This window comes from Microcoleus sp. Pol12A5 (assembly GCF_036701435.1).
GTDB lineage: Bacteria > Cyanobacteriota > Cyanobacteriia > Cyanobacteriales > Microcoleaceae > Microcoleus.
Map to the genome: position 1 here is coordinate 22687 of NZ_JAUBQU010000020.1, position 25843 is coordinate 48529.

The 25843-nt window shown below is 47.9% G+C and carries 19 protein-coding genes and 1 pseudogene; 9 read left to right on the forward strand and 11 right to left on the reverse strand.

Features of this window, described 5'->3' with window-relative positions; genetic code table 11:
- Positions 1 to 3377, forward strand: a 3377-nt coding sequence (locus QUA45_RS07995) for an Ig-like domain-containing protein (protein WP_445305295.1), incomplete at its 5' end; no start/stop codon positions are given.
- A gap of 345 nt (positions 3378 to 3722) precedes the next feature.
- Here QUA45_RS07995 and QUA45_RS08000 read toward each other — a convergent pair.
- Positions 3723 to 4798: pseudogene (locus QUA45_RS08000) on the reverse strand (IS630 family transposase).
- Positions 4799 to 5307: 509 nt separating this feature from the next.
- Entirely contained in the window at positions 5308 to 5931 is a 624-nt protein-coding gene (locus tag QUA45_RS08005; protein WP_333069860.1) for a GNAT family N-acetyltransferase, read from the reverse strand.
- A gap of 1719 nt (positions 5932 to 7650) precedes the next feature.
- On the opposite strand from QUA45_RS08005, the gene QUA45_RS08010 reads away from it, so the two are divergent.
- Positions 7651 to 11175 (forward strand): response regulator, encoded by a 3525-nt coding sequence (locus QUA45_RS08010; RefSeq protein ID WP_333099486.1) that lies wholly within the window; start codon positions 7651 to 7653, stop codon positions 11173 to 11175.
- A gap of 407 nt (positions 11176 to 11582) precedes the next feature.
- Positions 11583 to 12032, forward strand: a complete 450-nt coding sequence (locus QUA45_RS08015; RefSeq protein ID WP_333099485.1) for a hypothetical protein — start codon at positions 11583 to 11585, stop codon at positions 12030 to 12032.
- Between the two features lie 219 nt (positions 12033 to 12251).
- On the opposite strand, the gene pheS is transcribed toward QUA45_RS08015, so the two are convergent.
- Positions 12252 to 13256, reverse strand: coding sequence for a phenylalanine--tRNA ligase subunit alpha (gene pheS / locus QUA45_RS08020; RefSeq protein ID WP_333099484.1), 1005 nt, complete (start codon positions 13254 to 13256; stop codon positions 12252 to 12254).
- 223 nt (positions 13257 to 13479) lie between these two features.
- Here pheS and surE point away from each other — a divergent pair, with 223 nt between their 5' ends.
- On the forward strand, positions 13480 to 14286 hold the full coding sequence (gene surE, locus QUA45_RS08025) for a 5'/3'-nucleotidase SurE (protein WP_333220188.1): 807 nt from the start codon (positions 13480 to 13482) through the stop codon (positions 14284 to 14286).
- Positions 14287 to 14413: 127 nt separating this feature from the next.
- Complete coding sequence (locus QUA45_RS08030) at positions 14414 to 14812, forward strand: hypothetical protein (RefSeq protein WP_333070462.1); 399 nt, start codon at positions 14414 to 14416, stop codon at positions 14810 to 14812.
- A gap of 253 nt (positions 14813 to 15065) precedes the next feature.
- Here QUA45_RS08030 and QUA45_RS08035 read toward each other — a convergent pair whose 3' ends face one another.
- Both QUA45_RS08035 and QUA45_RS08040 read right to left on the reverse strand, forming a co-directional pair.
- Positions 15066 to 16283 (reverse strand): LL-diaminopimelate aminotransferase, encoded by a 1218-nt coding sequence (locus QUA45_RS08035; protein WP_333220189.1) that lies wholly within the window; start codon positions 16281 to 16283, stop codon positions 15066 to 15068.
- A 218-nt stretch (positions 16284 to 16501) separates the two neighbouring features.
- On the reverse strand, positions 16502 to 16828 hold the full coding sequence (locus QUA45_RS08040) for a thioredoxin family protein (RefSeq protein ID WP_015177073.1): 327 nt from the start codon (positions 16826 to 16828) through the stop codon (positions 16502 to 16504).
- A 144-nt stretch (positions 16829 to 16972) separates the two neighbouring features.
- Between QUA45_RS08040 and QUA45_RS08045 the strand changes: the two genes are divergently transcribed.
- On the forward strand, positions 16973 to 17725 hold the full coding sequence (locus tag QUA45_RS08045; RefSeq protein WP_333220191.1) for a biotin/lipoate A/B protein ligase family protein: 753 nt from the start codon (positions 16973 to 16975) through the stop codon (positions 17723 to 17725).
- Here the strand turns inward: QUA45_RS08045 and QUA45_RS08050 are convergent.
- From QUA45_RS08050 to psaK, 5 genes are all read right to left on the reverse strand, one after another.
- Positions 17722 to 17904, reverse strand: coding sequence for a hypothetical protein (locus QUA45_RS08050; RefSeq protein WP_333220193.1), 183 nt, complete (start codon positions 17902 to 17904; stop codon positions 17722 to 17724). The genes QUA45_RS08045 and QUA45_RS08050 overlap by 4 nt on opposite strands.
- A gap of 86 nt (positions 17905 to 17990) precedes the next feature.
- Entirely contained in the window at positions 17991 to 18833 is an 843-nt protein-coding gene (locus QUA45_RS08055; protein WP_333099478.1) for a DUF928 domain-containing protein, read from the reverse strand.
- A 38-nt stretch (positions 18834 to 18871) separates the two neighbouring features.
- Positions 18872 to 20833 (reverse strand): adenylate/guanylate cyclase domain-containing protein, encoded by a 1962-nt coding sequence (locus tag QUA45_RS08060; protein WP_333099477.1) that lies wholly within the window; start codon positions 20831 to 20833, stop codon positions 18872 to 18874.
- 62 nt (positions 20834 to 20895) lie between these two features.
- Positions 20896 to 22092, reverse strand: a complete 1197-nt coding sequence (locus tag QUA45_RS08065) for a site-2 protease family protein (RefSeq protein WP_333099476.1) — start codon at positions 22090 to 22092, stop codon at positions 20896 to 20898.
- A gap of 80 nt (positions 22093 to 22172) precedes the next feature.
- The gene (gene psaK, locus QUA45_RS08070; RefSeq protein WP_333040629.1) at positions 22173 to 22457 is read right to left on the reverse strand and encodes a photosystem I reaction center subunit PsaK; all 285 of its coding nucleotides are present in this window, start codon (positions 22455 to 22457) and stop codon (positions 22173 to 22175) included.
- A 133-nt stretch (positions 22458 to 22590) separates the two neighbouring features.
- Between psaK and QUA45_RS08075 the strand changes: the two genes are divergently transcribed.
- Positions 22591 to 23238 (forward strand): phosphoribosylanthranilate isomerase, encoded by a 648-nt coding sequence (locus QUA45_RS08075; RefSeq protein ID WP_333099475.1) that lies wholly within the window; start codon positions 22591 to 22593, stop codon positions 23236 to 23238.
- A gap of 133 nt (positions 23239 to 23371) precedes the next feature.
- Here the strand turns inward: QUA45_RS08075 and QUA45_RS08080 are convergent, their stop codons facing one another.
- Entirely contained in the window at positions 23372 to 23662 is a 291-nt protein-coding gene (locus tag QUA45_RS08080; RefSeq protein ID WP_333059409.1) for an acylphosphatase, read from the reverse strand.
- Positions 23663 to 23721: 59 nt separating this feature from the next.
- Between QUA45_RS08080 and QUA45_RS08085 the strand changes: the two genes are divergently transcribed.
- Both QUA45_RS08085 and QUA45_RS08090 read left to right on the forward strand, forming a co-directional pair.
- A complete protein-coding gene (locus QUA45_RS08085; RefSeq protein ID WP_333220195.1) occupies positions 23722 to 24297 on the forward strand; it encodes a CPBP family glutamic-type intramembrane protease in 576 nt (191 codons plus the stop codon).
- A 45-nt stretch (positions 24298 to 24342) separates the two neighbouring features.
- Positions 24343 to 25677 (forward strand): HEAT repeat domain-containing protein, encoded by a 1335-nt coding sequence (locus QUA45_RS08090; RefSeq protein WP_333220197.1) that lies wholly within the window; start codon positions 24343 to 24345, stop codon positions 25675 to 25677.
- The last annotated feature ends 166 nt before the right edge of the window (positions 25678 to 25843 follow it).

Here is a 25843-nt window from a genome sequence, read left to right on the forward strand (position 1 = left end):
CACCGACTCCCACAACTCCAACTCCCACACCGACTCCCACAACTCCAACTCCCACACCGACTCCCACAACTCCAACTAACAACCAACCGCCATTAGCCAACAATGCCAACTCCCGCGTCGGCCCCAACAGCAGCCAGTTAGTCACGGGATTGGGAGGCAGCGACCCCGACGGGTCGATCGCCTCTTACACCATCAACACCCTGCCTCCAGCAGACCAAGCCGTGCTGTTTTTAGGAGATCCAGCCAACGGTGGTGTACCGGTGACAGCAGGTCAAGTCCTGACTCCAGAACAGTTGCAGCAACTATTTTTCCAAGCCACAGGCAACTTTACAGGAGCCAATTTCACCTACAGCGCTACCGACAACAGCGGCGCCACCAGTCCCGCTACCGCTACTGTGGCCGCCATACTTCCAACAGATAACCAACCGCCCTTAGCCAACAATGCCAACTCCAGCCTCGGGCCCAACAGCAGCCAGTTAGTCACCGGATTGGGAGGCAGCGACCCCGACGGGTCGATCGTCTCTTACACCATCAACACCCTGCCTTCACCAGACCAAGCCGTCCTGTTTTTAGGAGATCCAGCCAACGGCGGTGTGGCGGTGACACCAGGCCAAGTCCTGACTCCAGCACAGTTGCAGCAACTATTTTTCCAAACAACTGGCAACTTTACAGGAGCCAATTTCACCTACAGCGCCACAGACAACAGTGGCGCCTCCAGTCCTGCTGTCGCTACTGTGGCGGCTATCTTGCGGCCGGGGGCCCCAACTCCCACACCAACTCCCACACCAACTGACAACCAACCACCATTGGCCAACAATGCCAACTCCAGCCTCGGACCCAACAGCAGCCAGTTAGTCACCGGATTGGGCGGCAGCGACCCCGACGGGTCGATCGTCTCTTACACCATCAACACCCTGCCCCCAGCAGACCAAGCCGTCCTGTTTTTAGGAGATCCAGCCAACGGCGGCGTACCAGTGACACCAGGCCAAGTCCTGACGCCAGAACAGTTACAGCAACTATTTTTCTTCACAACGGGCAACTTTACAGGAACCAATTTCACTTATAGCGCCAGAGACAACAGCGGTGCTATCAGTCCACCCGCTACCGCTAGTGTGAATGGACTGATAGTGCCAACTCCCACACCAACTCCCACACCAACTCCCACACCAACTCCCACACCAACTCCCACAACTCCAACTCCCACACCAACTGACAACCAACCACCAGTTGCCAACAATGCCAACTCCAGACTCGGGCCCAACAGCAGCCAGTTAGTCACCGGATTGGGCGGCAGCGACCTCGACGGGTCGATCGTCTCTTACACCATCAACACCCTGCCCTCACCAGACCAAGCCGTCCTGTTTTTAGGAGACCCAGCCAACGGCGGTGTACCAGTCACAGCAGGTCAAGTTCTGACGCCTCAACAGTTACAGCAACTATTTTTCCAAACAACTGGCAACTTTACAGGAGCCAATTTCACCTACAGCGCCACAGACAACAGTGGCGCCTCCAGTCCCGCTGTCGCTACTGTTGTCGCTATCTTGCGGCCGGTGGCGCCAAGGCCGACACCAACTCCGGCATCGCCGATCATCTCAAATCCGATCGGGGAACCAGATACCGACTGTTTGTGTCAGCCCATTGTTGAAAAACCGGCAATTACCTTTGCGCCCCCGCAGCAACCACCCGCAGTTGGATTTGTCCGGCCTATTTCACAATTTTCACAGGGAAAAACCACCAAAGGAACCGACGGCGATGACTTCATCGTAGACACCAAAGGCAACCAAAAAATTGTCGGTTTTGAAGGCAACGACCTGCTTTTAGGTGAAGATGGCGCGGACGAAATTTACGGCAACGAAGACAATGACAGGATTTTTGGTGGCATTGACACCGATATTGTTTACGGAGACGAGGGCAACGATATCGTATTCGCAGGCAAACAGAATGACTGGATTGCCGGGGACTTAGGCTCTGACAACCTATTTGGAGATCGAGGTGCGGATACGATGCTCGGAGACACCGGGCAGAACAACTCCCAGAGTCCTGACGATGCTCGCGATTTGATTTTTGGAGGCGAGGGTGCAGACATCATTAACGGCAACGAGGGCGACGATACCATCCATACCGGCAAAGGTGACGATATTGCCCTTGGAGGTAAAGAAAATGACCTGATTTGGGGCGAACTCGGCTCCGATACGTTGTTTGGGGGCATCGGCTCCGACAGCTTGTTTGGGGGCATCCGCGACCAAAGGGCCAACGACTCCCAGGGACGCGACTTGCTGTACGGAGGCTTCGGTAACGACTTCCTCAACGGTCAACAAGCCAACGATACGCTGGTTGCAGGCAAAGATAACGATCGCGCTTACGGAGGTAAAGGCAATGACATCATCTACGGTCAATTAGGCTCCGATACCCTCTACGGCGACGAAGGAGCCGATACTCTGCTCGGCGACAGTGGCAGTTCCCAGTCAATCGGGGATATCGGGGAACAAGACTTCCTGTTTGGTGGCAGCGGCAACGACATCATCGGCAGCGGCCACGGTAATGATACCGTGCAAGCAGGTAAAGGCAATGATTGTGTTTGGGGTGGCAAAGATAATGACCTGATTTGGGGCGAACTCGGCTCTGATACCCTTGTCGGCGACAGCGGCGACGACACCATGTACGGCGGTGCTCGCAGTCGAGCTAAAGATGTTGGCGGCGAGGACTTGCTCTTTGGCGGCATCGGTGCTGATGTGCTGTTCGGCGATGAAGCTGAAGATACCATCAGTGGCGGTCAAGACAACGACTTGATTTACGGCGGCAAAGCTAACGACCTCATACAGGGAGATCGGGGCGACGACTTGATTTACGGCGGTGACGGCAGCGATGAACTCTGCGGTGGCGAGGGCAACGATACCATCTATGGCGATCGTGCTGATAACCGGGGTGTCTCGGTGGGGGCAAACGACCAGCAAGACTGCATCAACGGCGGTGAGGGCGATGACTTGCTTTACGGCAACGAAGGCCAAGATACTATCAACGGAGATGCTGGCAGCGATACCCTAATTGGGGGTAAAGATAACGACCTGCTCAATGGGGGCGCTGGAGATGACTGGCTGTTTGGCGACTTGGGCGACGATACTTTAATTGGAGGTGTTGGGAGCGATCAATTTTTGTTGAATGGTGAGGGCGGCACTGATACTGTGATTAACTTCGAGGTAGGCGTCGATAAGTTTGTTTTGACCGACGGGCTGAGTTTCCAGCAGTTGCAATTTAGCGCCACTCCGAACGGTACGTTGCTGCAAGTAGCAGGCACCGATCGGGTTTTAGCGAATCTGGTTGGGGTTCAGGGGGCGATCGGCTCCTCGGATTTCCTACCAAATCTCTCTGAGCTCTAGAATTGGTGGCGAAAGTCTCCTGTTTTGACAAACAAAACGCCACAGCAGGTCAGAACTTCTGTGGCGTTCCTCACAATACTCAATCTGGCTTAGAAACTGTGTAGCACTCTGCCCTTGACATCGCTATTACAGTTGCCTTTTTTCCCTCTCTAAAATGCTAAAAAATTAAGGTGTATTCAAGCCGGATTTGGTATAATATCAGGTTCGGGTAATTACTTATAATATTAATTCGGGCGCTCGAACTTGAATTCGGGCGACCGAACTTGGATTCGGGCGACAGAATTTTAATTTGCACGTCAGACCACTCCAGAGCCGCTCTGGGTGAGGACCTCGAACTCATCGAACTCAATTAATTGTCAACGGTCGGCGAGTTAAAGGCCACCAATGAAAACAAGTCAGTCCGCGAATCAAGTCTTGTTGACCGAGCAATTGCTGACAACGATAGACCAACAGCTCTTCTAACTCGTCAAGATTTTGGGGTGAGCAATTGGCTACGACTTCATTAGTAAGTGGCCACAATCGTTCTGCTGGCTGTAATTCGGGAGAATGTGATGGCAGCTCGAACAAATCAATGCCTTCAGGAATCACTAGCTCTTGAGACTGATGCCATCCAGCTTGGTCAACGACCAGCAGCACTCGTTTATCTGGACCCCATTCAAATTCTCTAGCAAAATCGGCCAACACCCGATTAAACAGTTGAGTGTTGACAAACGGCAGCAACCACCAATAAGTTTCTCCTGACTCGGGGTGGACAAAACTATAAACCCACAGCCACTTGTATTGATGTTTGACCTCGGCACTGGGTTGTTCCCCAACCAGCGTCCAGACTCGGCGCAATACTGGTAGCAGTCCCAAGCGATGTTCGTCCATCGCCCAAACTTCAATCTCTGCTTGAGGGTATTTACCTTGTAAAAATCTCAACTCGAAATGAAGTTTTTTTTCCACTGTTGTTGTTGAGAGAGGTCAGTTTCCTGATGCTGCGGTCTGGGGACTTTCAAACGGTAGCCCATTTCCCGAAGATATTCCCATCCCCGATGGCGACTGATGTGCTCTCCTGTCAACTCACTTAACCAATCAGCGACTTTGCGACCATTCCATAAACCACCATCGGGAGCAGGCCCAGATAGGACTTGCCAAAGTTGCGCTCTTTGTAGGTCGTTGAGTTGAGGAGGTTGCCCACGATTGGACGAACGTCTATCGCTTAAGGCGCCAGCCCCCAATTGGTTGTAGCGTCGCAGCAGTTGGTAAATCCAAATCCGGCTGTAACCGGTAACTTGAGACACCGCTAGTGGGGTGTGGCCCAAGGCGAGTAACCAGATGATCTGGTAGTGGCTGCGTTCGACTAACCCTGAACTTGTCCGGTAGCGAGTGTAGAGTTCCTGGACACTTAAGTGCGGTTCTAACTGGACTTTTTTTGGCATAGGGGGTTTGGCGTCCCTGTGAATCGGCTGCCCTTAATTATAACTAATTATCCGAACCTAATATAACATCAAATTTGTTAGCCTCGGAATTATTTATAAGTCTATTATCTTTAGCAGCTTCAATCCCTTGTCATGTGCGGTTCGATAAATTATCTTTTTTCAACCGCATATGAGGGCAGATAAACACAGATTAACGCAGATAAATTTCTGTTGCACTCTCTATGATTATTGACGAGCTTTTACGGCCGACAAGGCTACCGGAGTCGATCTAACTTTGTATGGGGTTTTTCAGGTGTTCCCAGGTACACAAGGGTTAGTAGCTCAAGTGTTTACTACCAAATAATTTTAGTGTGTTGTGCGATCGCGCTTAAGAGCGAACTAAAATTCATCACTAATTCCTCATACCCATTCCATTGATTCACAATTCGGAAGTCAAAGATACACGGATAGCTAGTTTTTCCTTTTTCCTGCTTCGTCCCAATTCCCCACGATCAATTCCAATACTTACTTTAAGATAGCGAAATCTGCTTGCGTAAAAACAGGCGGCGCGGCTGGCCGAACAGCCAACCAGTCCAATTCCAATCCACCTGTTGCAAGCGATAGCCTGCCTGATAGTACAACTGTCGCGCCGCGTGATTATTTTCCAGAACGTGGAGGTAAATCTCAGAAAATCCCCATTCTCTGGCTGTCTCCTCGCAGTTGCTGAGCAATTGTTGAGCAACCCCCTGCCGCCGATAGTCGGGGTGAACGGCTAAATTCGACAAATAAGGATAGTCAGAATTAGGGATTTGCCAAGGAAAGCGAGAACGCAAAGCCATTTCTACTGTTCCTGCCATGCGCTGAGCTCGGTGCGATCGATAATTCTGCGTTCCCTCGTCGCGCGAGACTAGCTCAGCAACCAGACAAATGTAATGTTCGGCCTTAGAACGCAGTCGATTTTTTAAATCTTCGTAAATGCCCAAACGTAACACTGGATACACCCATTCTACAAACCCCTCGCGGGAGTGAAAGCTCATGGCTAAAATATCAGCTAGCTGCGTTAAGTCGTTGGGCGCAGCCACCCGGATCGAAAAACCAGAAAGTCCGGGAGTTTGTTGTTGGTGAGATGGTGAGGAAAAAAATGAAGGATTCACAATGCCAGGCCACTATATTAATTATTTTACGCTAGTTTCTAAGCTACCCTCTTAGAAAATTTACTGATGTTATACTGAATCTTATAACGTAACTTATAGGCATAGTTTATTATCCAGATTAAATTACATTTTTTTGTGTTTGACTTTAAGTAGTATTTGAGGTAAATGGAAAATTTTGAGCCTTTAATACTCTAGTTCTGAAAGAATCAAACTCATCCGATAATACTAGATTTGTGGATCAGCTATTTGGGCTTTAACTTGAAGCTTAATCCCTCGCTTTGGACCGGCAGCACAAGAGTTTCAGTAAACAGTAGCTTACAAATTAAATTCGCGACAGCTTAGGGGGCAAGGTATTAAAAACAATCACAAAGGTTTTAAGGTCAGGTTCTCGGAATCCTACCGCTCTCTGCTTACGGAAATACCCGATCGAATATAATTTATCCGTCAAGCGGTAGTTGAAAAACTCAACGACTTATCAGACTAACACCGGGCGCGCTGGCGTGTCGGATGTTCCCCGCCGCCCCCCGGCCTGGCACCCCAGCTTTCAGCAGTTCTGGGCAATCCATCGCCCGTCCTCGATCGAACCGGCTTTACCTGTTGAGCTAGGGGGTACTTTTCCAACCTCCTAATTTAAATTTGGATGCCTGAAAACAGTCTGCAGGGGTTTTCCCCGTCGGTTCGATACTCTGCTGCGCGCGAGCGAGACCTTCAAAACCTCGATCGAGCTGATTGACCCCGCCCAAAAACCGATGATATACGCCACCGACACTGGTCGTGGAGAGATCAAAATTTTAGACCCTAGTTCAAGCTCCGCGATTCATCTGTGGAGTAAATCTAAAATCTAAAATCTAAAATCGACTGATAGGTTTCCACAGAGTACATCCCTAGCTAAGATTAACAGATGGATGCTCGCTCTTGCGGTGTTTCGCCACAGTAATTGGCTTGGGCGTTGGTCTGCAGGAGGCAGAAAAAATTCCGAGATCGGGGAAAAAAGTGCAAGTCTAACTAAAATGGTACAGCAATTGCGTCACTCCCACAGACACCTCTGTGGTCTGTGGGCCACCCCGAAATATCAGTCAGGGGATCGACGCCGGATTGTGGTCGGTATCATTGGCTGACTGTTAAAGTTGCTGTTACTTGTGGGAAAAAACACAGGCGAAGATGTTGGTTGTCTATTGTATCTTGCTGCGGGCAGCTTTCACATACCAAATAAAATAGTCCCAGGAGCCAGGCTCAAACATAAATTTGGCAAATCAACTCACAATCAGGACGGTTATTCCTATGTATTCTGAGATATCCAGACGGCAGTTAAAATGCCCAGATTTGTGTTTGCTCTCCTGCTGCATAAAGATAACGGGTGAAAGAAAATTATCGGGAGACGAGTTTATGTGAATATCATTAAATAATAAAATTGGGGTGCACGACAGATAACTGTGGCTCAGAAGAATTCCGAATTGAAAACCCAGACATCAAAAATCAAGGTTGATGCTTGCCTCGCATACTCACAACAACTTCATGTCCACGAATTATTGTGATACCATTTTCCAAAAATAATGGCACTCTAGGCAAAATACCAACCCTTATGTCATCAGTCAATCGCAATCGAAAATCGAAAATCGAAAATCGAAAATGGTATGACTTCAGCAATTTAAATCGGCGAATTCTTCCTTTAATCAGACTTATTAAATCGAACAGCCCTGGGGCACAGGAGAACGGTGCATGAATTCCCAAGAAAATCCTAAGCTAAAAATTCTGATCGTCGATGACGAACCGGATAACCTCGACTTGCTTTACCGCACCTTCCATCGAGACTACAAAGTGCTCAGAGCCGAATCTGGTCCCGCTGCTCTCGAAATTTTGGCAAAAGAGGGAGAAGTTGCGGTGATCATCTCCGACCAGCGAATGCCAAAAATGAGCGGTACCGAGTTTCTCAGCCTGACGGCGGCTCAGTACCCCGACGTGATCCGAATTATTTTAACTGGCTATACGGATGTTGAAGATTTAGTTGAAGCTATTAACGCTGGCAAAGTATTCAAATACGTTACCAAGCCTTGGGATGCTCAAGAGCTGATAAATCTTGTCAGTCAAGCTGTTGAGACTCACAATCTTCTGAAAACGCGCACCAATGAACTGCGCCGTGCTTTGAGCCAAGAATCGCTGCTTTATGCCGTTACCAATACTATCCGATCGGCTCCCAATTACCAGCAAATGCTGCAAAGAATTGTGGAAACTGTCGGGCAGATGTTTGAGGTGAGTTGCTGTCTGCTGCGGCCGTTCCAAGACGGCCGGGTGGCCGATGAGTGGTTCGTTTACCAGAAAGCCGAAACTAAAGGTTTGGGGGGCGATGAGGAAGTCACGCCCGGAGATGCTTGTGCAGCAGAACTCTCCCCAGATTTGCTGCCGGATTTGGTTTGGGAAACTCTGGATGTGGAGGTGATTCAAGATGCCCAAACTGACGAGCGAGTTTTAAACTGGGATAATCAGCAACGACAGCAGGCTTACGAAGCTGCGAATATTCGATCGAGCTTGATCGTACCGCTGTTTTACAAAATGGAACTGATGGCAGTCTTGGCGCTGCACCAGTTCGAGCAACCGCGCCACTGGCAAGACCACGAGGTACAGTTGGTAATTACGGTGGCAGACCAAGCGGCTTTGGCGCTTTCTCAAGCCCGGGCTTACGAACAGGTGCGGGCGCTGGCCAAGCGCGAGGCATTAGTCAATACTATTACTACGGCAATTCGATCGAGTCTCGATCCCCAAAATATTTTTGCAGCCATTACTCAACAACTCGGCCAAGCTTTGCAAGTTGACGGCTGCGCCCTATCTCTGTGGACAGAAGATGATGAATACGTCCAATGCGTGGGGCTATACGACACACATAGGGATACCGTTGCTGTAGAACCGGGTTTTATTGACAATCCAGAGGTAGTTGCGAACCCTCTGGGCTACGACACGGCTTCGGGTGATGCTGCTGAGAACACTCGCGCCTGGGTTTTTGCCCATCCTTCTTTGCCACAGTCTTTGGTGCCGATTCGGGGCAATCCGGTGTTATTGCAAGTTATGGTATCAAAAGAACCGGTGGCGATCGAAGATCTCCACGAACACCCCGAGTTAAATGTTACAGAACTGCAAGTTCGATCGCCAGCCCGCGCCCTGTTAGTCGTTCCCTTACTCTCAGAAGGCAAAATCATCGGCAGCATTTCCCTGCGCCAAAATCACAGCATCCGCCGCTGGAACATCTCAGACATTGACCTGGCTCAAATAGTCGCAACTCAAGCGGCTCTGGCCGTGCAGCAGTCGCGCCTCTACCAGACTACCAGACAGCAGGCAGAACGGCTTCTGGAAGCCGATCGGCTCAAAACCGAATTTTTCCAAAATATCTCCCACGAGTTCCGCACGCCTCTAACTCTAACTATCGGCCCTCTAGAATCAGCTTGCAGGCGCCAAGAAGACTTGCCCTACGAACAAGCCGTAATCGCTTTGCGTAATTCTCGCCGCCTCCTGCGCTTGGTAAATCAACTGCTGGACTTGCAGCGGCTCGATGCCGGACGGATGCAGCCAAGTTTTCGCCCCTGCGATTTAGTCGGTTTCTGTTACTCTACCGCAGAGTCGTTCCGCGCCTACTGCGAGAAAAAAGGACTGCACTTAATTACCCAACTGCAAGAATGTCCTTTACTTTATTTGGACTTGGAAAGATTTGACAAAGTTATTTACAACCTGCTGTCAAATGCTGTCAAATTCACCCCAGAAGGCGGAACTATCACTCTCAAAGTTGAATCTGCCGGCGCTCACTGCTTGTTGCAAGTAAAAGACACGGGTATCGGCATTCGCACCGAACAAATTCCTTATTTATTCGAGCGGTTTCATCAAGCCGAAGGTTCAGCTAGCCGTTCCTACGAAGGCAGCGGCTTAGGTTTGGCACTTGTAAAAGAATTAGTCGAACTCCACGGCGGTCAAATCTCAGTTGAGTCAGTTTACGGTGAAGGTACTACTTTTACCGTTTGGCTGCACTTCGGTTCGACTCACTTGCCCCCGGAACAGGTACTAGAAATACCTGCGGAGTTTCACTCATCCAAAGCTGCGGTGGAACTGGCAGATGTTGAGGCGGATTTATCGGAAAATGAGGTTGAAAATTATAACTTTGAGGCGATCCAATCGCTCAGATCGGAAACAGCAGTGGGAACGGTTTTGGTGGTTGACGACAATCCGGATTTGCGCTTTTATGTGTCGGCAATTCTCCGAGATTCCGGCTTTGCAGTTTTGCTGGCGCGCAACGGAGAAGAAGGATTTGCCGTGGCAAAAAAACGTCATCCTAATTTAATTATAACTGATTTGATGATGCCTTTGATTTCGGGATTGGATTTGATTAAGATGATTCGAGAGGATGAGGAATTGCAGGGAACTCCGGCAATTTTGCTGACTGCTAAAGCCGATGAAGATACTCGAATTGAAGGAGTAGAAAGGGGTGCGGATGCTTATTTGTCCAAGCCTTTTAACGATCGAGAATTGTTGGCAGAAGTGCGGAATTTGATCGCCCTCAAACAAAACGAGCGCCGAGTACAGCAGTTGAACAGTTATTTAACTGAATCGGTGCTGCGCCGATTTTTGCCGCCGTCGATGGTGAAGGCCGCAGCGGCTGGAGATTTGGCGCTGGATTTGCGCCCCGAACCGCGATTGATTACTATTTTGTTTAGCGATATTGTCGGTTTTACTGAAATGGCAAATACGCTGCGCTCGCGCCGGGTAGCTGAGCTTTTGAATGAATATTTGGCGGCAATGACTAAGGCTATTTTTGACAGTGGCGGTACGGTGGACAAGTTTGTTGGAGATGCGGTAATGGCTTTCTTTGGCGCGCCGGAGGAACTAACGCCTAACGAGCAAGTACGCCGCGCTATAGCTGCTGCTGGGCAAATGCTGCGAGCTCTCAAGGAGCTTAACCAGGGCTGGTTGGAGCAGGGAATTGTTGGGGAAAATGGGATGCCTCCGGTGCGGTTTCGCTGCGGAATTCACCAGGGTACTGCGGTGGTGGGGATGTTTGGCGGCCCCGACCGATCGGATTATACTGCGATCGGGCCGAGCGTGAATATTGCCGCCCGCTTGCAAGAGGTGACGGAACCCAACACGGTGCTAATTTCGGCGGCGGTTGCAGATTATGTTGAGGAAAATCGCATTGTTAAATATAAGCCTTTAAAACTAAAGGGAATTGATGAAACTGTATTGACTTTTTTACTAAATTGTGATTAGTCATTAGTTGTTTGTTAAGTATTATATGTTGATATCCCACACACAATCTCGGAAACCACCTATTCGTAAATACAGCAGATTTCAACTGAGTGAACTACATTCACCCCACCCGCCCCAAGGCTGTTTCATATCGATTCCGGTTGCACCGGAATCGATATCAATTGTTTAATTTTTAATCTAAAATTTACAATCGACTCACCAAAGTTCAAGATTCCAAATGGCGGCTGGGGAGTAAAATCTAAAATCTAAAATCTAAAATCTAAAATTGACTGACCTTCGTTGCTTCCATCTATCAAAAGAGGGAAATTTTTTAACCGTTGGTCGGCGGATAACCTCTCTCTAGAGAACGGTTCAGCCGAGCGCTCCGATCGAGTAGAAATAGAATGTCATATCTGATTGTGTATTGTATGAAACTGAATTCTTTTACGAAACGGCTTTCGACAGTCGGGCGCTGGATGGCTGCAACTGTGCTTTGCGTGTCCGCGATGGCCTTCGTGTGGTCTGGTGCGTTCTTCTCGAACACCGCAGCAATGGCCTCTCCTGCTGTAAACTCGATGGCAGCAGAAGCAGATGCGGGCGATAAGGTTCAAGAAAAAGCTAGCAAAGATGCTGGACGAGCCAAGAACTTCATCCGAGATACAGAAGAGAAGGTTAAGGAAACTGCCAAGACAAATGCTGCTAAAGTCGATCGAGCATCGGAGAATGGTAGTGTCGTAGAGCGCAAAGCTAAGAAAGATGCGGCCACAATTGAGAAAAGAGCATCCGAAGATTCAGCTCGGACTCAGAAAGCAGTAGACAATACCAAGAATGCTGTCGAGAGCGCTGTTGACAGCATCAAGGGTGTTTTTGGCAAGTAGACAATAAATAAGTAGGTAAGCGCAAAAAAACAATAATATCTTGCAGGGGCTTGTAGGGGCGGCTTTAGGGCTTATCTACAGTAAGGGCGAGTCGATCGTTGCAGAACCCGCCCTCTCCCCAAGTAATGTTTATTTGTACTTACTTACTTCAAACTGAAAGATTGATGTACATTGACCAAGACCTCTAGACGGCTCGTGTAAGCGACCCCAACCCCTTGTTTAAAATTGTCGCAAAAAGCGCAAGTCGCTAGCATAAACCCGGCGAATATCGTCGATTTCATAAAGTACCATTGCGAACCGCTCGACACCAAAACCGGCCGCAAACCCAGTATATTTTTCTGGATCTAAACCGACTCCTTTAAGAACATTCGGATCGACAGTTCCGCAGCCCAAAACTTCCAGCCATTTGCCGTTCCACTGCAAATCAACTTCGGCAGAAGGTTCCGTAAACGGAAAGTAACTCGTGCGGAAACGGATCGGCAAATCTTGCCCGAACATTTGCCGCAAAAACTCTTTAATTGTGCCTTTCAAGTCAGTAAATGTCAGACCTTCATCAATTGCTAAAAGTTCAATTTGGTGGAAAACTGCTGCGTGAGTAGCATCGACAGTATCGCGGCGGTAAACGCGGCCGGGAGAGACAATCCGAATCGGTGGTTTGTGCTGTTCCATGTAGCGAATTTGCACCGATGATGTCTGAGTCCGCAGCAAGTCACCGCCTGGTAGGTAAAATGTATCTTGCATATCCCGCGCTGGGTGGTCGGGCGGTGTGTTCAGCGCCTCGAAGTTGTAATAATCTGTTTCCATTTCCGGGCCGTTGGCGACAGTGTAGCCGAGACCGACAAAGATATCCAGAGCTCGGTCTATGACGGCATTTAAGGGGTGAACACGGCCTTGGGGGCGAAAAATCCCCGGCATGGTGACATCGATGGTTTCTGAGGCTAATTTGGCTTGGATTTGGGCGCTTTGGAGGGCGGCGCGCTTGTCTTCTAAATCGGCTTGCAGGGCTTCTTTGACTGTATTGGCGATCGCACCTACTTTGGGTCGCTGGTCTGGCGACAGTTTGCCCATCATGCCTAAAATTTGAGAGAGTTGGCCTTTTTTGCCGAGGTAGCCGACGCGCAACTGTTCGAGTTGTTCGAGGGTATTGGCACTGGCGATCGCACTTTTGGACTCTTGACCGAGAATTTCTAGTTGAGTTTCAATGTCGCTTAGCTGGACAGTCATTTTGATTTTAGATTTTAGATTTTAGATTTTAGATTGATGGCAGTTTTGGGCCAAGTTGAGTTTAGCGCAATTTTGGCTCTACAGTCTTGTTGATTTTAGATTTTAGATTTTAGATTTTGGATTTTCGGCAGTTACGGATAATTTGTAATAAGTAATTCGATGTTAGAGCGATCGCCCTAGTTAAATCTAGTTTAGTATTGTTATAAGGCCTCTAAAAATTTCAATGAAACTTTTAATTAGCAACGACGATGGCATCTTTGCACAAGGCATCCGCAGCCTCGCCAACGCTCTCGCCGCCGCTGGCCACGACGTGAGCGTAGTTTGTCCCGACAGAGAGCGCTCCGCTACCGGCCACGGCCTTACCCTGCACCAACCTATCCGCGCCGAAATTGTCGAATCTATTTTTGATCCCGCAGTCCAAGCTTGGGCCTGTTCGGGTACTCCCGCCGACTGCGTAAAACTTGCTTTGTGGGCTTTACTTGACAAACCGCCGGATTTTGTCCTTTCCGGTATCAATCACGGGCCCAATTTAGGCACGGATATCATCTGTTCGGGTACGGTTTCGGCAGCAATGGAAGGAATTATGGAAGGGATTCCCAGCATTGCTTTCAGCCTCGCGAGCTTTACTTCGCAGGAATTTGGGCCGGCGGTGGATTTCGCTGTCACCTTGCTGGCACAGTTGGAAAAACAGCCAATGGCGAAACCGATGCTGTTGAATGTCAACATACCAGCAGTCACACAAGCAGAAATTACCGGAGTTGCGATCGCCCGTCAAGGCATTCGCCGCTATTTCGACATATTTCAAAAGCGCACAGATCCGCGCGGCAAAACTTATTATTGGCTGGCTGGGGAATTGTTAGAAGATGTAGAAGAAATCGCTGATTCGGCGGTGCCGCATGATATTCCTACAGACGTACAAGCTATTCGCGACAACAGAATAACCGTAACTCCCTTGCAATATAATCTCACCTGTGCTCCAGACTTGCACTCGTTGGGATGTTGGCATTTTGAAGGTTTTCCCAAGCAGTGAGCTCCGATCGACCCGATCGGAGCGGTAAACTAGGAATTAAGGAAAAGTGCCTCTCAAGGTCTATACCTTAAGCGTTAACACAGGCTCCCAATTACTTGTTAGTTTTTTTTAATCAAGAAAAACAGTTATGAACGCTCCCACCTATAACACTCATTCTGTCACTTGCCCGATCTGCAACCGTTCTAGCGTCGTAGGCCCAGTCGGGATGGTCAGTGGACTATTCACTTGTCCCCACTGCCATTCTCATATGGTAATTAGCTGGAGCGGTCATTTTGTGCGCGATCCTTTTAGTCTCAAACAACTGACGGTGGGAAAGATGCTCAGGCGCGAGAGCAGACCGTTAGCTCGCCTTCAGCGGGACTTTGGGCTGGGCAAGCCTTTTCCGCTGATTGCAATTTTGGGCAGTGTGGTCTTTTTCGGGTGTGCGCTAGCCGCTACGGAACAATCGCTACCCCGACAGAATTCACTTCAAGGATTTTTAGAGTGGGTGAGCGGAACTGGTAATTCCCAAGATGTCTCACGTTAACATTTCTTAAAAAAGATTGTGACAGATACTGCGTGCAAATATCTATTCCTTTAGGTAGAAATCACACTATTTTAGCAATTGCATCCATTTTGAGCTACGGGTAAGCACTTAGGCGCCGTGTCCTTCATCCTATGTCCAAAAATCTCAAAACCCCCAGCGCGGCAGGGGTTTTAACCCCTGCCTCAAAGCTCGATTCTGGTGCGCTTAAGTATCACAAGGGTGTTTGAGGTTAAGTTGACACAGATTGCATCGCTCAATTTAGAAACTCAGCAATTTTTCTAACTGCTGTTTCCAAAATTGCTGGCGACTCGACTAAGGCAAATCGCACGTAGCCTTCTCCTGATTTCCCGAAACCGGCACCGGGGGAAGCTGCGACTCCTGTACTCTGTACTAGCTGAGTGCAAAATTTTACGGAATCTTGGGCCCAAGGTTCCGGCAGTTTCGCCCAGACGTACATGGTGGCGGGGGGTACGGGTACTTGCCAGCCGATGCCCTGTAGCGCGTTTACAAAGGCATCCCGCCGTTTTCTGAAGGTTTCTACGCTGCTTCTGACGGTATCTTGAGGGCCGCTTAATGCTGCGATCGCTCCGTTCAAAATCCCTCGGTATTGGTTGAAGTCCACTGCGGCTTTTACCTGGCGCAGCGCTGCAATTAGTTCGGAATTGCCGATCGCATATCCGACTCGAAAACCTCCCATACTGTAGGATTTGGATAGTGTAAAAAACTCGATCGCCACACTCTTATCTCGATCGGCCTGAAAGATTGACGGCGCCATCAATTTTCGATATTCTTCCTCGTTACCAGACTCTGCCTCTATGAGAGAATTGCGATCGTCAAACACCAAATCCACATAAGGGAAATCGTGAACTAAAACAAGTTGATGTTCTCGACAAAAAGCCACAGCTTTCTCAAAAAAAGCAACTGGGGCGATCGCAGTTGTAGGATTGTGAGGATAGCTCAAAACCATCATCTTCGACTGAGCCAGCACTGCTGTAGGAATATCTTCAACTATCGGCAAAAACGCATTTTCTGCTAATAGCGGCATCGGATAAATTTGACCTCCGGCTAAATGCACACCCCCCGCGTGGGAAGGATAGCCCGGATCGAGCAGCAAAGCAAAATCTCCCGGGTTGAGTACAGCTAAAGGCATATGCGCCGTGCCTTCTTGGGAACCAATTAACGGCAGCACTTCTGTTTCTGGATTGACTGCAATCCCAAATTTTTGCTCGTACCAAATAGCTGCTGCTTCGCGAAAATCTCTTGTGCCGTTAAATAGCAAATAGCCGTGGGTGCTGGTGTCTGACAGAGAATGTGCGATCGCATCTGTAATGTGAGCAGCCGCCGGCAAATCCGAAGAACCCAGAGACAAGTCAATCACATTTTGCCCCGCTGCTCTAGCTTGAGCTTTTGCCCGATCCATATCGGCAAATACATTAAATTGCAGTGGCTCTAAACGTTTAGCAAATTGCATATTTTCTGTAATTTTGGGAAATTTTAATGAAGCTTTTTATATTGCGTAAATTATTTATTTTTATGTTTCATTTTTATTGGCTTTGTAAAAGTTTTTACTGACAGCAAAGGGCGCAGAGTCAGAGATGAACATTGAGGAGAAAAGAGAGATTTTAAAAAAAATTGCGATTGTTATAATTGTAAGTTGGGAGTTGGAAACTCCCGAATCATATTCAAACTTTATAAGTGAGCGTCGAGCAAACCGACCAAAGTTTGTTTAGTAATAGCGCCCTCGTGAGAAAGCACTACTTCGGCATTTTTAAACAGCCTGAGAGCTGGGACTCCTTCTACTTTATACTGCTTGACAGTATTAGGATTGGGGTCAATTTCCATTTTAACGACTTTCAGGCGATCGCTGTAGTTGGCCGCCACCCAGTCTACCGAAGGCGCGATCAGTTTGCAAGGCCCGCACCAACTAGCCCAAAAATAGGCAAGCACTGGTTGCTCTGCTTTCAGGACTTCTGTTTCAAATTTTTCGTCGTTAATGACAATTACACTGTTGCTCATGGTTCTGCGATTATTTTTTCTATTTATTTCTAAAGCACCGGCGGGCGTGAAACTTGCACCAACTTAGAAGACAGGCCCAAAAAACTGTTACTAATTTTAAAACATTCTGCGAATTATTGAGTGCAAACTCAGGACTGGGGACTGATGGCTAATTCTGTATGGCGTTTAATTCCACTGTTGTCGGCGTCTGGTAGCGTGCAGATGGCGATCGACCAATGGCTGCTGGAACAGCATCTAGCGGGCAAACATCCGCCAACTCTGCGATTTTACACTTGGCAACCGGTGGCGATTTCCTTGGGCTACCACCAGCGCAGGTGGCCGGAGTTTTGGCAGCATTTGTCTTGGCAGGGAATGCCTGTGGAGTTGGTGAGGAGGCCAAGCGGCGGGCGCGCCGTGCTGCATCAAGGGGATTTAACTTATGCAGTTGTGGCGTCGGGATTTGCCAGCAGTCGTATGAAAGCTTATCAGACTATTTGCGAGTTTTTGATTGAGGGTTGGAGGGCGATGGGTTTGGATTTGCAGTACGGGGAAGCTGGAAGGGGTTATATTCACAATCCGAATTGTTTTGGTACTGCCACAGGTGCGGATTTAGTTACACTTGATGGCTGCAAGTTAATTGGTAGCGCGCAATTGCGACGGGGTGATGCTATTTTGCAGCACGGTTCGATGCGTTTGCAGCCGGATGTTAAATTATTTTCTCAAGTTTTTAGGGAGGAATTAATTCCTGTGCAATTACCTCTATCTGAAGGGGGGGATGATTTGATTGCAACTGTAATTGATGTTTTGAGTGCGGCGGCTTGTCGGTGTTTTGGGATTGAGTTGGAGGTGCAGCCACTTTCGGATCGGGAATGGGATGATATTTTGAAATTAACAAGTAATAAGCTGTTTGACATTTAATCTGCATATTTGGCGACGGGCTTTCCTGCCACCTTTTCGGAACAGCCAAGATGGCCGTTCCACATATTTCTGGGAGAATTATTGTGGGGTATACCGCCTTTTCGGAACAGCCAAGAGGGCGATTCTACAAGAAAAATTATTTCTTGTGGAACGGCCATCTTGGCTGTTACTGAGAGCATTTAAAAATTTGTACACTTATTTTTATTACAACTCTTGTGGGTCGTTCCTCCGACGCCAAAAAAGTTAAATTTAAATGCAGTACCGCTTATGGCTGTGGCTGAGTTGGAACGATCGGCTCTTTGGCAATTTTGACCAATGTCACTGACTCTAGCAAGCTTTCCCAATCAGCAGCTAATTCTGCATCGTTAGGATTGGCTTGGCGAGCGGCAGCTAAGGTGCTGAGGGCATCTTGCCAAATCCCATTTTCAGCATAAATAACGGTTTTCTGGCGCGGATCTGCCCGATCTAATTGACGGCGGATATCTGCACTGATTTCAACTCGCCGTACAGTACCGCTTTCGATCTGATCGCTCGATCGGTCTTCAAAATCGCAATTCACTGTAAAATTCCAAGTGTAACTTTTGCCTACTTCCAAGGGGGGCACATTTTGGTTAGGGGGGATACTAACGCCGATCACCCCTGATAAATTTGTAATTGTGACATCCTGTTTATAAATCTGGTTGCCGCTTTCATCGTTTAGGGTAAATTCGGCTAATTTTGCCTCTGTTTGAGGCAAGTAGAAAAAGAAAGTTGGATAGTCGGAAACAGTCCGTCCGATCTTATTTTTAGGCACTAAGGCTGTGAGACCTAGCTGACTAATGCTCGCGCAGCCACCGCGTATAGGCCGTCTCGGTTGAGTGGGGGGGCGATCGTCGATATCTTCACGGGGCTGAATGAAGCGCGGTCCTCCCGATTCAGTGGAGGGCTTGCCATCTGTGCTTGGAATCGGCGGACCGAAGCGCGGTCCTCCCGATTCAGTGCCTGGCTTGCCCGGCTCCCTGGGTATCGGCTGTCCCAGACCTGCAAATTGGCAAGCGTTAAATGCTCCTATTAATAATATGGAACCAAATGCGAGCAAATTTAGCCAAAAATTAGTCATTTTTTTCATAGTAGTTCCCTGAATTTTTAAAGTTATTTTGTCTCTTTTTACTTTCCCGATCTTGCTTCTCCCAAGACGCGGTAGACATTAACTTTTTGTTCCCTGCCTTTTAGTGGTAAAGCTCCCCAAGATTCTACTTCAAATTTGTCGGCCAGATGCAGAAAGGTTTCTTCTGCAATCAATATCCGGCAAGTGTCCTCTTGCCGATCCTTTTCGCAGCTTTCGAGCCGAGAGGCAATATTTACGCTGTCGCCGATCACTCCATATTCTAAACGGGTTGAGCCTCCTAGACTACCCACCATCACAGGCCCTGTAAAGATACCTACTCGCATTTTTGCCGACGGCAAACCCCGATCGAGCCAATTTTGATTCATTTGTGGCAAGCGGGAACTGATGGCTAGAGCGCAAGATACGGCGCAGCGAGCATCTTCTGCTATTCCTTCGGGAGTTGTGCGGGGAATGGGTACGCCAAATACTGCCAGCATTCCATCTCCGGTAAATTTGTTAATCACGCCTTGATGTTCTTGGACTTCTTGGGCCATGGCTGATAAATACTCATTTAACCAACTCATTACTACTTCTGGCGGTAGTTTTTCGCAGATTGTACTAAAACCCTGCAAGTCGGTGAGGACGATCGTTGCAGTAACTTTTTGCCCTGGCAATAACCCTGATTCGAGCAGATGGACGCGCTCTTTCCACAGGGCATTTGCGATCGCGGGTGAAGTTTGTTGTCCTAATAATTTCATCACAATCCCTTCCTGTTGCCTCGACTGCTCGTACTTATAGGTAACTGCAACTGCTGCGGTGATTAAAAGTGCCAGGGTAGGGGCCATGAGAGGTATCCACCCCTGTTGCATGAAGAGGAAAAAGGTGAATCCGAATAATGAACCGCAACCTGCGATCGCACTTCCCATCAAATTCAGGGATTTTTCTAGCCGCCAAGCTAAACAGCCGCCCACTGCACTCCAAACTGCGATCCAGAGAATTTCTTGCCATTCGTCCCAATACCAAAATAGCCCTTTGCCGTCTAAAGCTGCACTGAGAATTTGGCTGGTGGCAGTGGCGTGAATTAATACCCCAGGCATCAGGCGGTTTCCGCTGGCAGTAGCGCTGTAAGGGCTGGAGAATAAATCTTTGACAGTTCGGGCTGTAACGCCTATTAGCACTATTTTACCCTTCACCAATTTAGGATCAACTTTTTGCTCCAAAACTTGAGTTAGTGTCACGATCTTTGCTATATTTTCAGCAGATCGGTAGTTGAGTAAGACTTGATACCCTTGGGCATTAATGTTTTGATAACCTCCTGAGTCCGATTGCAATTTTGAAAATACTGTTTTATTCGCCTGAATTTCTTGTTTTTCTGTCAATTTAGAATCTATTTTTTTGCTATCCAAATATGCAAAAGCTAGCCGCATTGACAATGAAGTATGTGTGGTTTTACCATCGCCAGCAAACATCAAATTTCGACGCACTCTACCATCTGGATCTAGGACTAAATCGTTAAATCCTATCCGTTCTTTTTGTATATTGGGAGGTGGCGGAGCTCGATCGGACTCTGAGTTGCCGATGAAGGTAATGGGAAATACTTTGGGGTTTTTCAGTTGAGTTGCTAATTCTGCATTTCCCGGTTCGTAGGGAGTGGGGCGAATTATATCTATGCCAATAGCTGTGGGTTCAAGACGAGCTATTTCTGCGATCGCTTTTGCTAAAGTGCGATCGGAAATTGGCCACTTTTCAATAATATTAATGTCCCGATCGGTGATTGTTACTACCAGCAACCTAGGGTCAGGGCCCGCATCAGGACGCAACTGCACCATCACGTCAAAAGCATTTAATTCCAGTGGCTGCAACCAGCCTAAATGCCGCACTCCTAATAGAGCTCCTGTCACGGTAATGCAGATAATAGTAAGAGGTTGCAAGTCAGGGAAGGGGAAGGAATGAGTTAAGTTTTTCCAACTCCAGCCTCTATCCTTCAACTGACGATGAAATTGATGAAAAAATTTGGGCATATTGATAATTATTTTTTCAACTCTCCTTGAAAAAATGCACCCCATCTTAAATTGCCAAATTTTTAATTTTCCTGTGCGGTTTTGGCGATCGCACTTAACTGCAATCCCTGCGGATAGCTGTTTTCTTCTTTGCTGCGCTGGATGTCGGCCATTGAAATCTGGGGTTTGAGGTATTTTGCCAAAACTTTAACCACGTCGCCCCGATCGATCGTCCCCGCTACTGAACCAATCGGCGAGAGGACGATGATTCGGGGGAGTTGACGCGCTTCCATGCTGTTAATTACTTCTGCGATGGATGCTTTTTCGGAAACTGTGGGGGTTTTTCCCAGGGGTTTCAAAATGTTGTGCAAAGTCTGAACTTGCCATTGACTGCGTTCTGTGAAGCGGATATCGTCGATCGACACTAAGCCCAAATCCCGGCCGTTGGTCCCAGCAATGTAAAATGGAAACGGATTGACTTCTAACAAATATCGATCGGCAAATTCTCGCAGAGTCAAATCTGCATCTACAACTCGAAACTCGCGACTCATCGCATCGCTGGCTTTAATTTTGAGCAGGGCTTCTTGCAGCGAAGTAACTTGGCTATAAGCAGTGGCATTGCGAATGCCAAACCAGCCGATCAGCGCAATCCACAAGCCGCCGTACTCGCGCGCTAAAAAGCATAAACTCAGACCCAAAGCAACAGCCAGCCAACCTACAACTTGTCCTGTTTTTGCCGCCCAGCGAACGCCGGTAAATCGAGAGCCGGTGATTTTCCAAATTGCTGCTTTTAAAACTTGTCCTCCATCCAAAGGCAGACCGGGAATTAAGTTAAATAATCCCAAAACGAGATTGATTAGTGCTACCCTTTCGGTAACAATTGCTAGCAAACTTCTCGGGGGAAGAACTTGAGAACCCAAACCGAGGATTAAAAACAGCGCAAAGCTGACTAGAGGGCCGGCAATGGCTACTTGAAAAGCTTGACCGGGAGTTTTTGATTCCGAGTCGATCGAAGCTACCCCGCCAAATAAGAATAAGGTAATAGAATTAACTTTAATGCCTTGCGATATCGCCGCCAAGCTGTGTCCTAGTTCGTGCAACAGCACGGAAGCAAACAGCAGCAGAGCTATTGCTAACCCCGCACTCCAGGAGAGCGCAGGCCCCCACACGCGGTAACTGCTGGCGTATTCGCGGGTTGCTAAGGCTAAAATTATAAACCACGAATAATCTATAAGTAGGGGGATGCCAAATAAAGAGCCGATTCGCCAACCTGTCTGCATGAAGTTTCCTGGGAAAGGAGAGCAAGAAAGAGTTTCTATTATATCTTTTCTACCCCTTGCCTTTGCCTTTCCCTGATTTATTACAGAACTCCAGCGTTACCCAAGCCCAAGATTACTCCGGCTCCGAGCAAGTGGCCGAAGCTGGCTGTTGCCAGCAATTCTGGTACGCCGAAGCCTTTGAACATTCCAGGGAGTGCAACGGGTAAAGCTGGGCCCTTGCCTCGGTTTTGCTTGGAGATGCCGTAGTAGCCGATCGTGATCGCCAGCAAATTACATAAAATCATTGTCAGTCCTACCAGTGGCGACCACTCGGGTGTTGAGGGAGCGGTAGATTGTACGGCTAACAGCAAAGATGAGGTGATCATGTTCTTATCTCCTGATTTCACAGATAAATTGATTTCCAAGATTATAAAAAGCAGTTTGCATTAAACTAAGATTTGTTTTAATAGTTAACAATTCGTTGATATTTTGATACAACTGCGGAACCGAGGAGGAAGAGTGCGGGTTAAAATTTGCGGAATCACTAAATTAGACCAAGGAATTGCGATCGCCCGTTTGGGAGCCCAGGCTTTAGGGTTTATCTGTGTGCCGGCTTCTCCCCGCTATGTCCGCCCAGAAACAATTCGCCTGATTGTCGAGCAGTTGCCGGAAAATGTCGATCGCATCGGCGTTTTTGCCAACACCACAATAGAAAATATCTGTCAAGTAGCGGCAGAGTCAAATTTAAGCGGGGTGCAGTTACACGGAGATGAAACAGCGGAATATTGCGATCGACTGCGGGAGTTTTTGCCGGGAATTGAAATTATCAAAGCCCTGAGAATTAAGACTCCTGAAACTCTAGAGACGGCGGCTATTTATGCTGTTCGTGTCGATACTTTACTGCTGGATGCTTACCATCCACAGCAATTGGGCGGTACTGGTAAAACGATCGACTGGATGATGTTATCAGAGTTTAGACCGCAGTGTCCTTGGCTGTTGGCGGGCGGTTTAACACCCGATAATATTTTAAATGCAATTGATAGGGCGATCGGCAATAACTTCAGCGGTGTTGACCTTTCTAGCGGCGTAGAAATAGCGCCGGGAGATAAAGATTTGACCAAAGTTGCTCAGTTGTTTGCTAATTTAAGTCAACTTGCTCATCATTGATAAATTGGCAATACCAAGTTCGCGCTTTTTATCGGATTTATTCTTTAGTCTGCTTGGGCGAAGCCTGCCGCAGACTAGGCAGACTTCGTTTGTATAGTAGCGGTTTCAACCGCAGTTTATTTCCTTTATTGTTTTATCGGCGGATCTCAAAAGTGCGCTCGCCCTCCGGGTCTTCGTATTCCAAAACCAACTCACTAACCGTAGCACCGGTGGGGCCGCGGCGGCACCAACTAATCATTCCTTCCACAGCTTGTTTGGATCCTTCAAAGACAGCCTCGACGCGCCCATCGGGGAGATTTCTTACCCAGCCGCCCAGGCCGAAATACTTTGCTTGATTCCTCGTTGAATATCGGTATCCTACTCCTTGAACTAATCCGGAAACAAAAACGCGGACTCTGACGGGCGGCAATGATTGGTTTTGCATAATAAACGGCTCAACTTACTACTAACATCTGTTTGAAAATTTTAAGGATCAGTTTGATTATGTTAAATTTTAGTGCGATTCCCTTCGGGATAGCTCCGCTTCAAGCGCTGCCGGGATTTTTGATACGCCGCGTTACCCTGGCTTTTTCAACTATTCCCGATTTCACTGATTGGCTGGTTGCAGCTATGCTCGCGCTGGTTTACACTTCGATCGCTCTTTCCGTCGGTTTTTGGTCGGGATTTCTAAAAGTAGACGTGCAAACCTCTCGGCGTACAATTGTGGGAGTGCTCATTGGCTGTTTGTTAAGTCCGGGCATCACCGAGGAATTATTGTTCCGGGTGTTAATGCTGCCACACCCGTTCGAGAAGGCTTCTGGCTTAATGCTGTGGTTTTGGGGATGCGCCAGTTTGGCGACTTTTGTAGTTTACCACCCGCTGAACGCGCTGACTTTTTATCCGGTTGGTCGATCGACCTTTATGAATCCAGTATTTTTGCTGCTGGCGGCAATTTTGGGAGTTGCGTGCTCTATCGCATACCTGCAAAGCGGTTCTATCTGGCCTGCGGTGGCAGTTCACTGGCTGGCAGTGACAGCCTGGCTGTTGCTACTGGGCGGTTACAGGAGGCTCTATGGTTAAATGTAAAAAGTCCAGGATCACTATTTTGTCGGGAGGATCTCAGTTGTGGCTATCATAGGAGCGATCGTAGGTTTTTTGGCAGGGGTAGCAGTTGCTTACTGGTTAGTGGAAAAGCGCTTAAAGAAACAAAAGCAAGAATACTTGCAGCAAACTCGCAGAATTAGTGAGGAAATAGAATTAGCTCAGATGTCTCGGGTGCAACAAGCTGTCGAATCTCAGCAAGGAGAACGGGAAAATCAGCTTAGAAAAGCGACTGTCGAACACGAAAATTTACTCAGACAAGTTACTACGCAATACGAAAATCAGCTCCAACAAGTTGCGGCTCAATACGAAAATCAGCTCCAACAAGTTCGGGCAGAACGCGACAGTCAGCTCCAACAAGTTTTGGCAGAACGCGACAGTCAGCTCCAACCACTTACCAGCGTAGATGAACACGAGCTGCGGCGACAAATCAGCGAGGAATTAGAAGCCGCTAACAATGCTAGGATGCAGCAAAATATCCAATCTTTGCAAGCAGAACACGAACATCATTTACTCAGAGTTGCTGACGAATTGCATCTAAATTATCAAGCTCAGATGGAGCAACATTTGCAAAGCTTGCAAAATGAACACGAAATTCGCTTGAGGCAAATTGCCGAGGAATATGAGAACCGCGAGGTTGAGATGCAGTTAAATATGGAGGCTTTGCAAGAGCAATACGAGAGTCAGTTGCAAGCGGCTCACGAGCAGTTGAGAGAGCACGAAGCTCAGATGCAAGCTACTATCAGGTCTTTGCAAGATCAGTACGAGAGTAATGTACAACCACAAGAAGTCCCGGAGGAGGAATTCAGTCAGTTAAATTCAACAGAATTTCGAGAAAATTTACCACAACAAGAAGTTTGGCAGGAACAGTCAAGTGAGTTAAATCAAACAGAAGTTGAAGAAGAGTTAAATTACACAGATTTTTCGGAACCACAACCAATTGATTTACATCAACCAGAAGTCGAACAACAGCTTCCAATTACCAGACAAGCACCAAGCTATTCCCTACCGCAGTTGATGGGATGTGTTCAAAGTCAGGACAAAGAAACCCGCAAGTTTGCAGCATCTGCTTTAGGTAAAATGGCTGCTGCTAATGCTCTGAGAGCCGAAGGTCAGCGAGCAATAGAAACCTTGGGAAAGTTAGCTCAAGATCTTCACCCGGAGGTGCGTGAAGCTGCTGTGGAAGCACTAGCAATGATTAAGTCGGAAAAAGTGATTCCGCTGCTACAAAAAGCTTTGCGAGATATAGATAGCGGTGTGGCTAAATCGGCAAGTGCTGCGCTCAATAAGTTTAAGTTTTATCCGCGCACTCCGCCGGCTAAGCCGAAAACTGTTGATCTGAAGAAACCAAAGCGTTAAGCATTTACGAGCCTAAATAAATATAGCAATTGTCAATTGCCTACAACACAGTAGGGATACAACATTGTTGTGTCCTTACCGAGGTGCTGTATTTCACTCAATTTCGATCGACAACTCGCCCAATCCTTAGCAGCAATTACCGACACCCCGCCAGCCGAGGCCGGTA

Bases quoted from the DNA above. Each gene is read 5' to 3' on its own strand.
- QUA45_RS08010 (WP_333099486.1), top strand. From the start codon at position 7,651: ATGAATTCCCAAGAAAATCCTAAGCTAAAAATTCTGATCGTCGATGAC.
- QUA45_RS08015 (WP_333099485.1), top strand. From the start codon at position 11,583: ATGAAACTGAATTCTTTTACGAAACGGCTTTCGACAGTCGGGCGCTGG.
- pheS (WP_333099484.1), bottom strand. From the start codon at position 13,256: ATGACTGTCCAGCTAAGCGACATTGAAACTCAACTAGAAATTCTCGGT.
- surE (WP_333220188.1), top strand. From the start codon at position 13,480: ATGAAACTTTTAATTAGCAACGACGATGGCATCTTTGCACAAGGCATC.
- QUA45_RS08030 (WP_333070462.1), top strand. From the start codon at position 14,414: ATGAACGCTCCCACCTATAACACTCATTCTGTCACTTGCCCGATCTGC.
- QUA45_RS08035 (WP_333220189.1), bottom strand. From the start codon at position 16,283: ATGCAATTTGCTAAACGTTTAGAGCCACTGCAATTTAATGTATTTGCC.
- QUA45_RS08040 (WP_015177073.1), bottom strand. From the start codon at position 16,828: ATGAGCAACAGTGTAATTGTCATTAACGACGAAAAATTTGAAACAGAA.
- QUA45_RS08045 (WP_333220191.1), top strand. From the start codon at position 16,973: ATGGCTAATTCTGTATGGCGTTTAATTCCACTGTTGTCGGCGTCTGGT.
- QUA45_RS08050 (WP_333220193.1), bottom strand. From the start codon at position 17,904: ATGCTCTCAGTAACAGCCAAGATGGCCGTTCCACAAGAAATAATTTTT.
- QUA45_RS08055 (WP_333099478.1), bottom strand. From the start codon at position 18,833: ATGAAAAAAATGACTAATTTTTGGCTAAATTTGCTCGCATTTGGTTCC.
- QUA45_RS08060 (WP_333099477.1), bottom strand. From the start codon at position 20,833: ATGCCCAAATTTTTTCATCAATTTCATCGTCAGTTGAAGGATAGAGGC.
- QUA45_RS08065 (WP_333099476.1), bottom strand. From the start codon at position 22,092: ATGCAGACAGGTTGGCGAATCGGCTCTTTATTTGGCATCCCCCTACTT.
- psaK (WP_333040629.1), bottom strand. From the start codon at position 22,457: ATGATCACCTCATCTTTGCTGTTAGCCGTACAATCTACCGCTCCCTCA.
- QUA45_RS08080 (WP_333059409.1), bottom strand. From the start codon at position 23,662: ATGCAAAACCAATCATTGCCGCCCGTCAGAGTCCGCGTTTTTGTTTCC.
- QUA45_RS08085 (WP_333220195.1), top strand. From the start codon at position 23,722: ATGTTAAATTTTAGTGCGATTCCCTTCGGGATAGCTCCGCTTCAAGCG.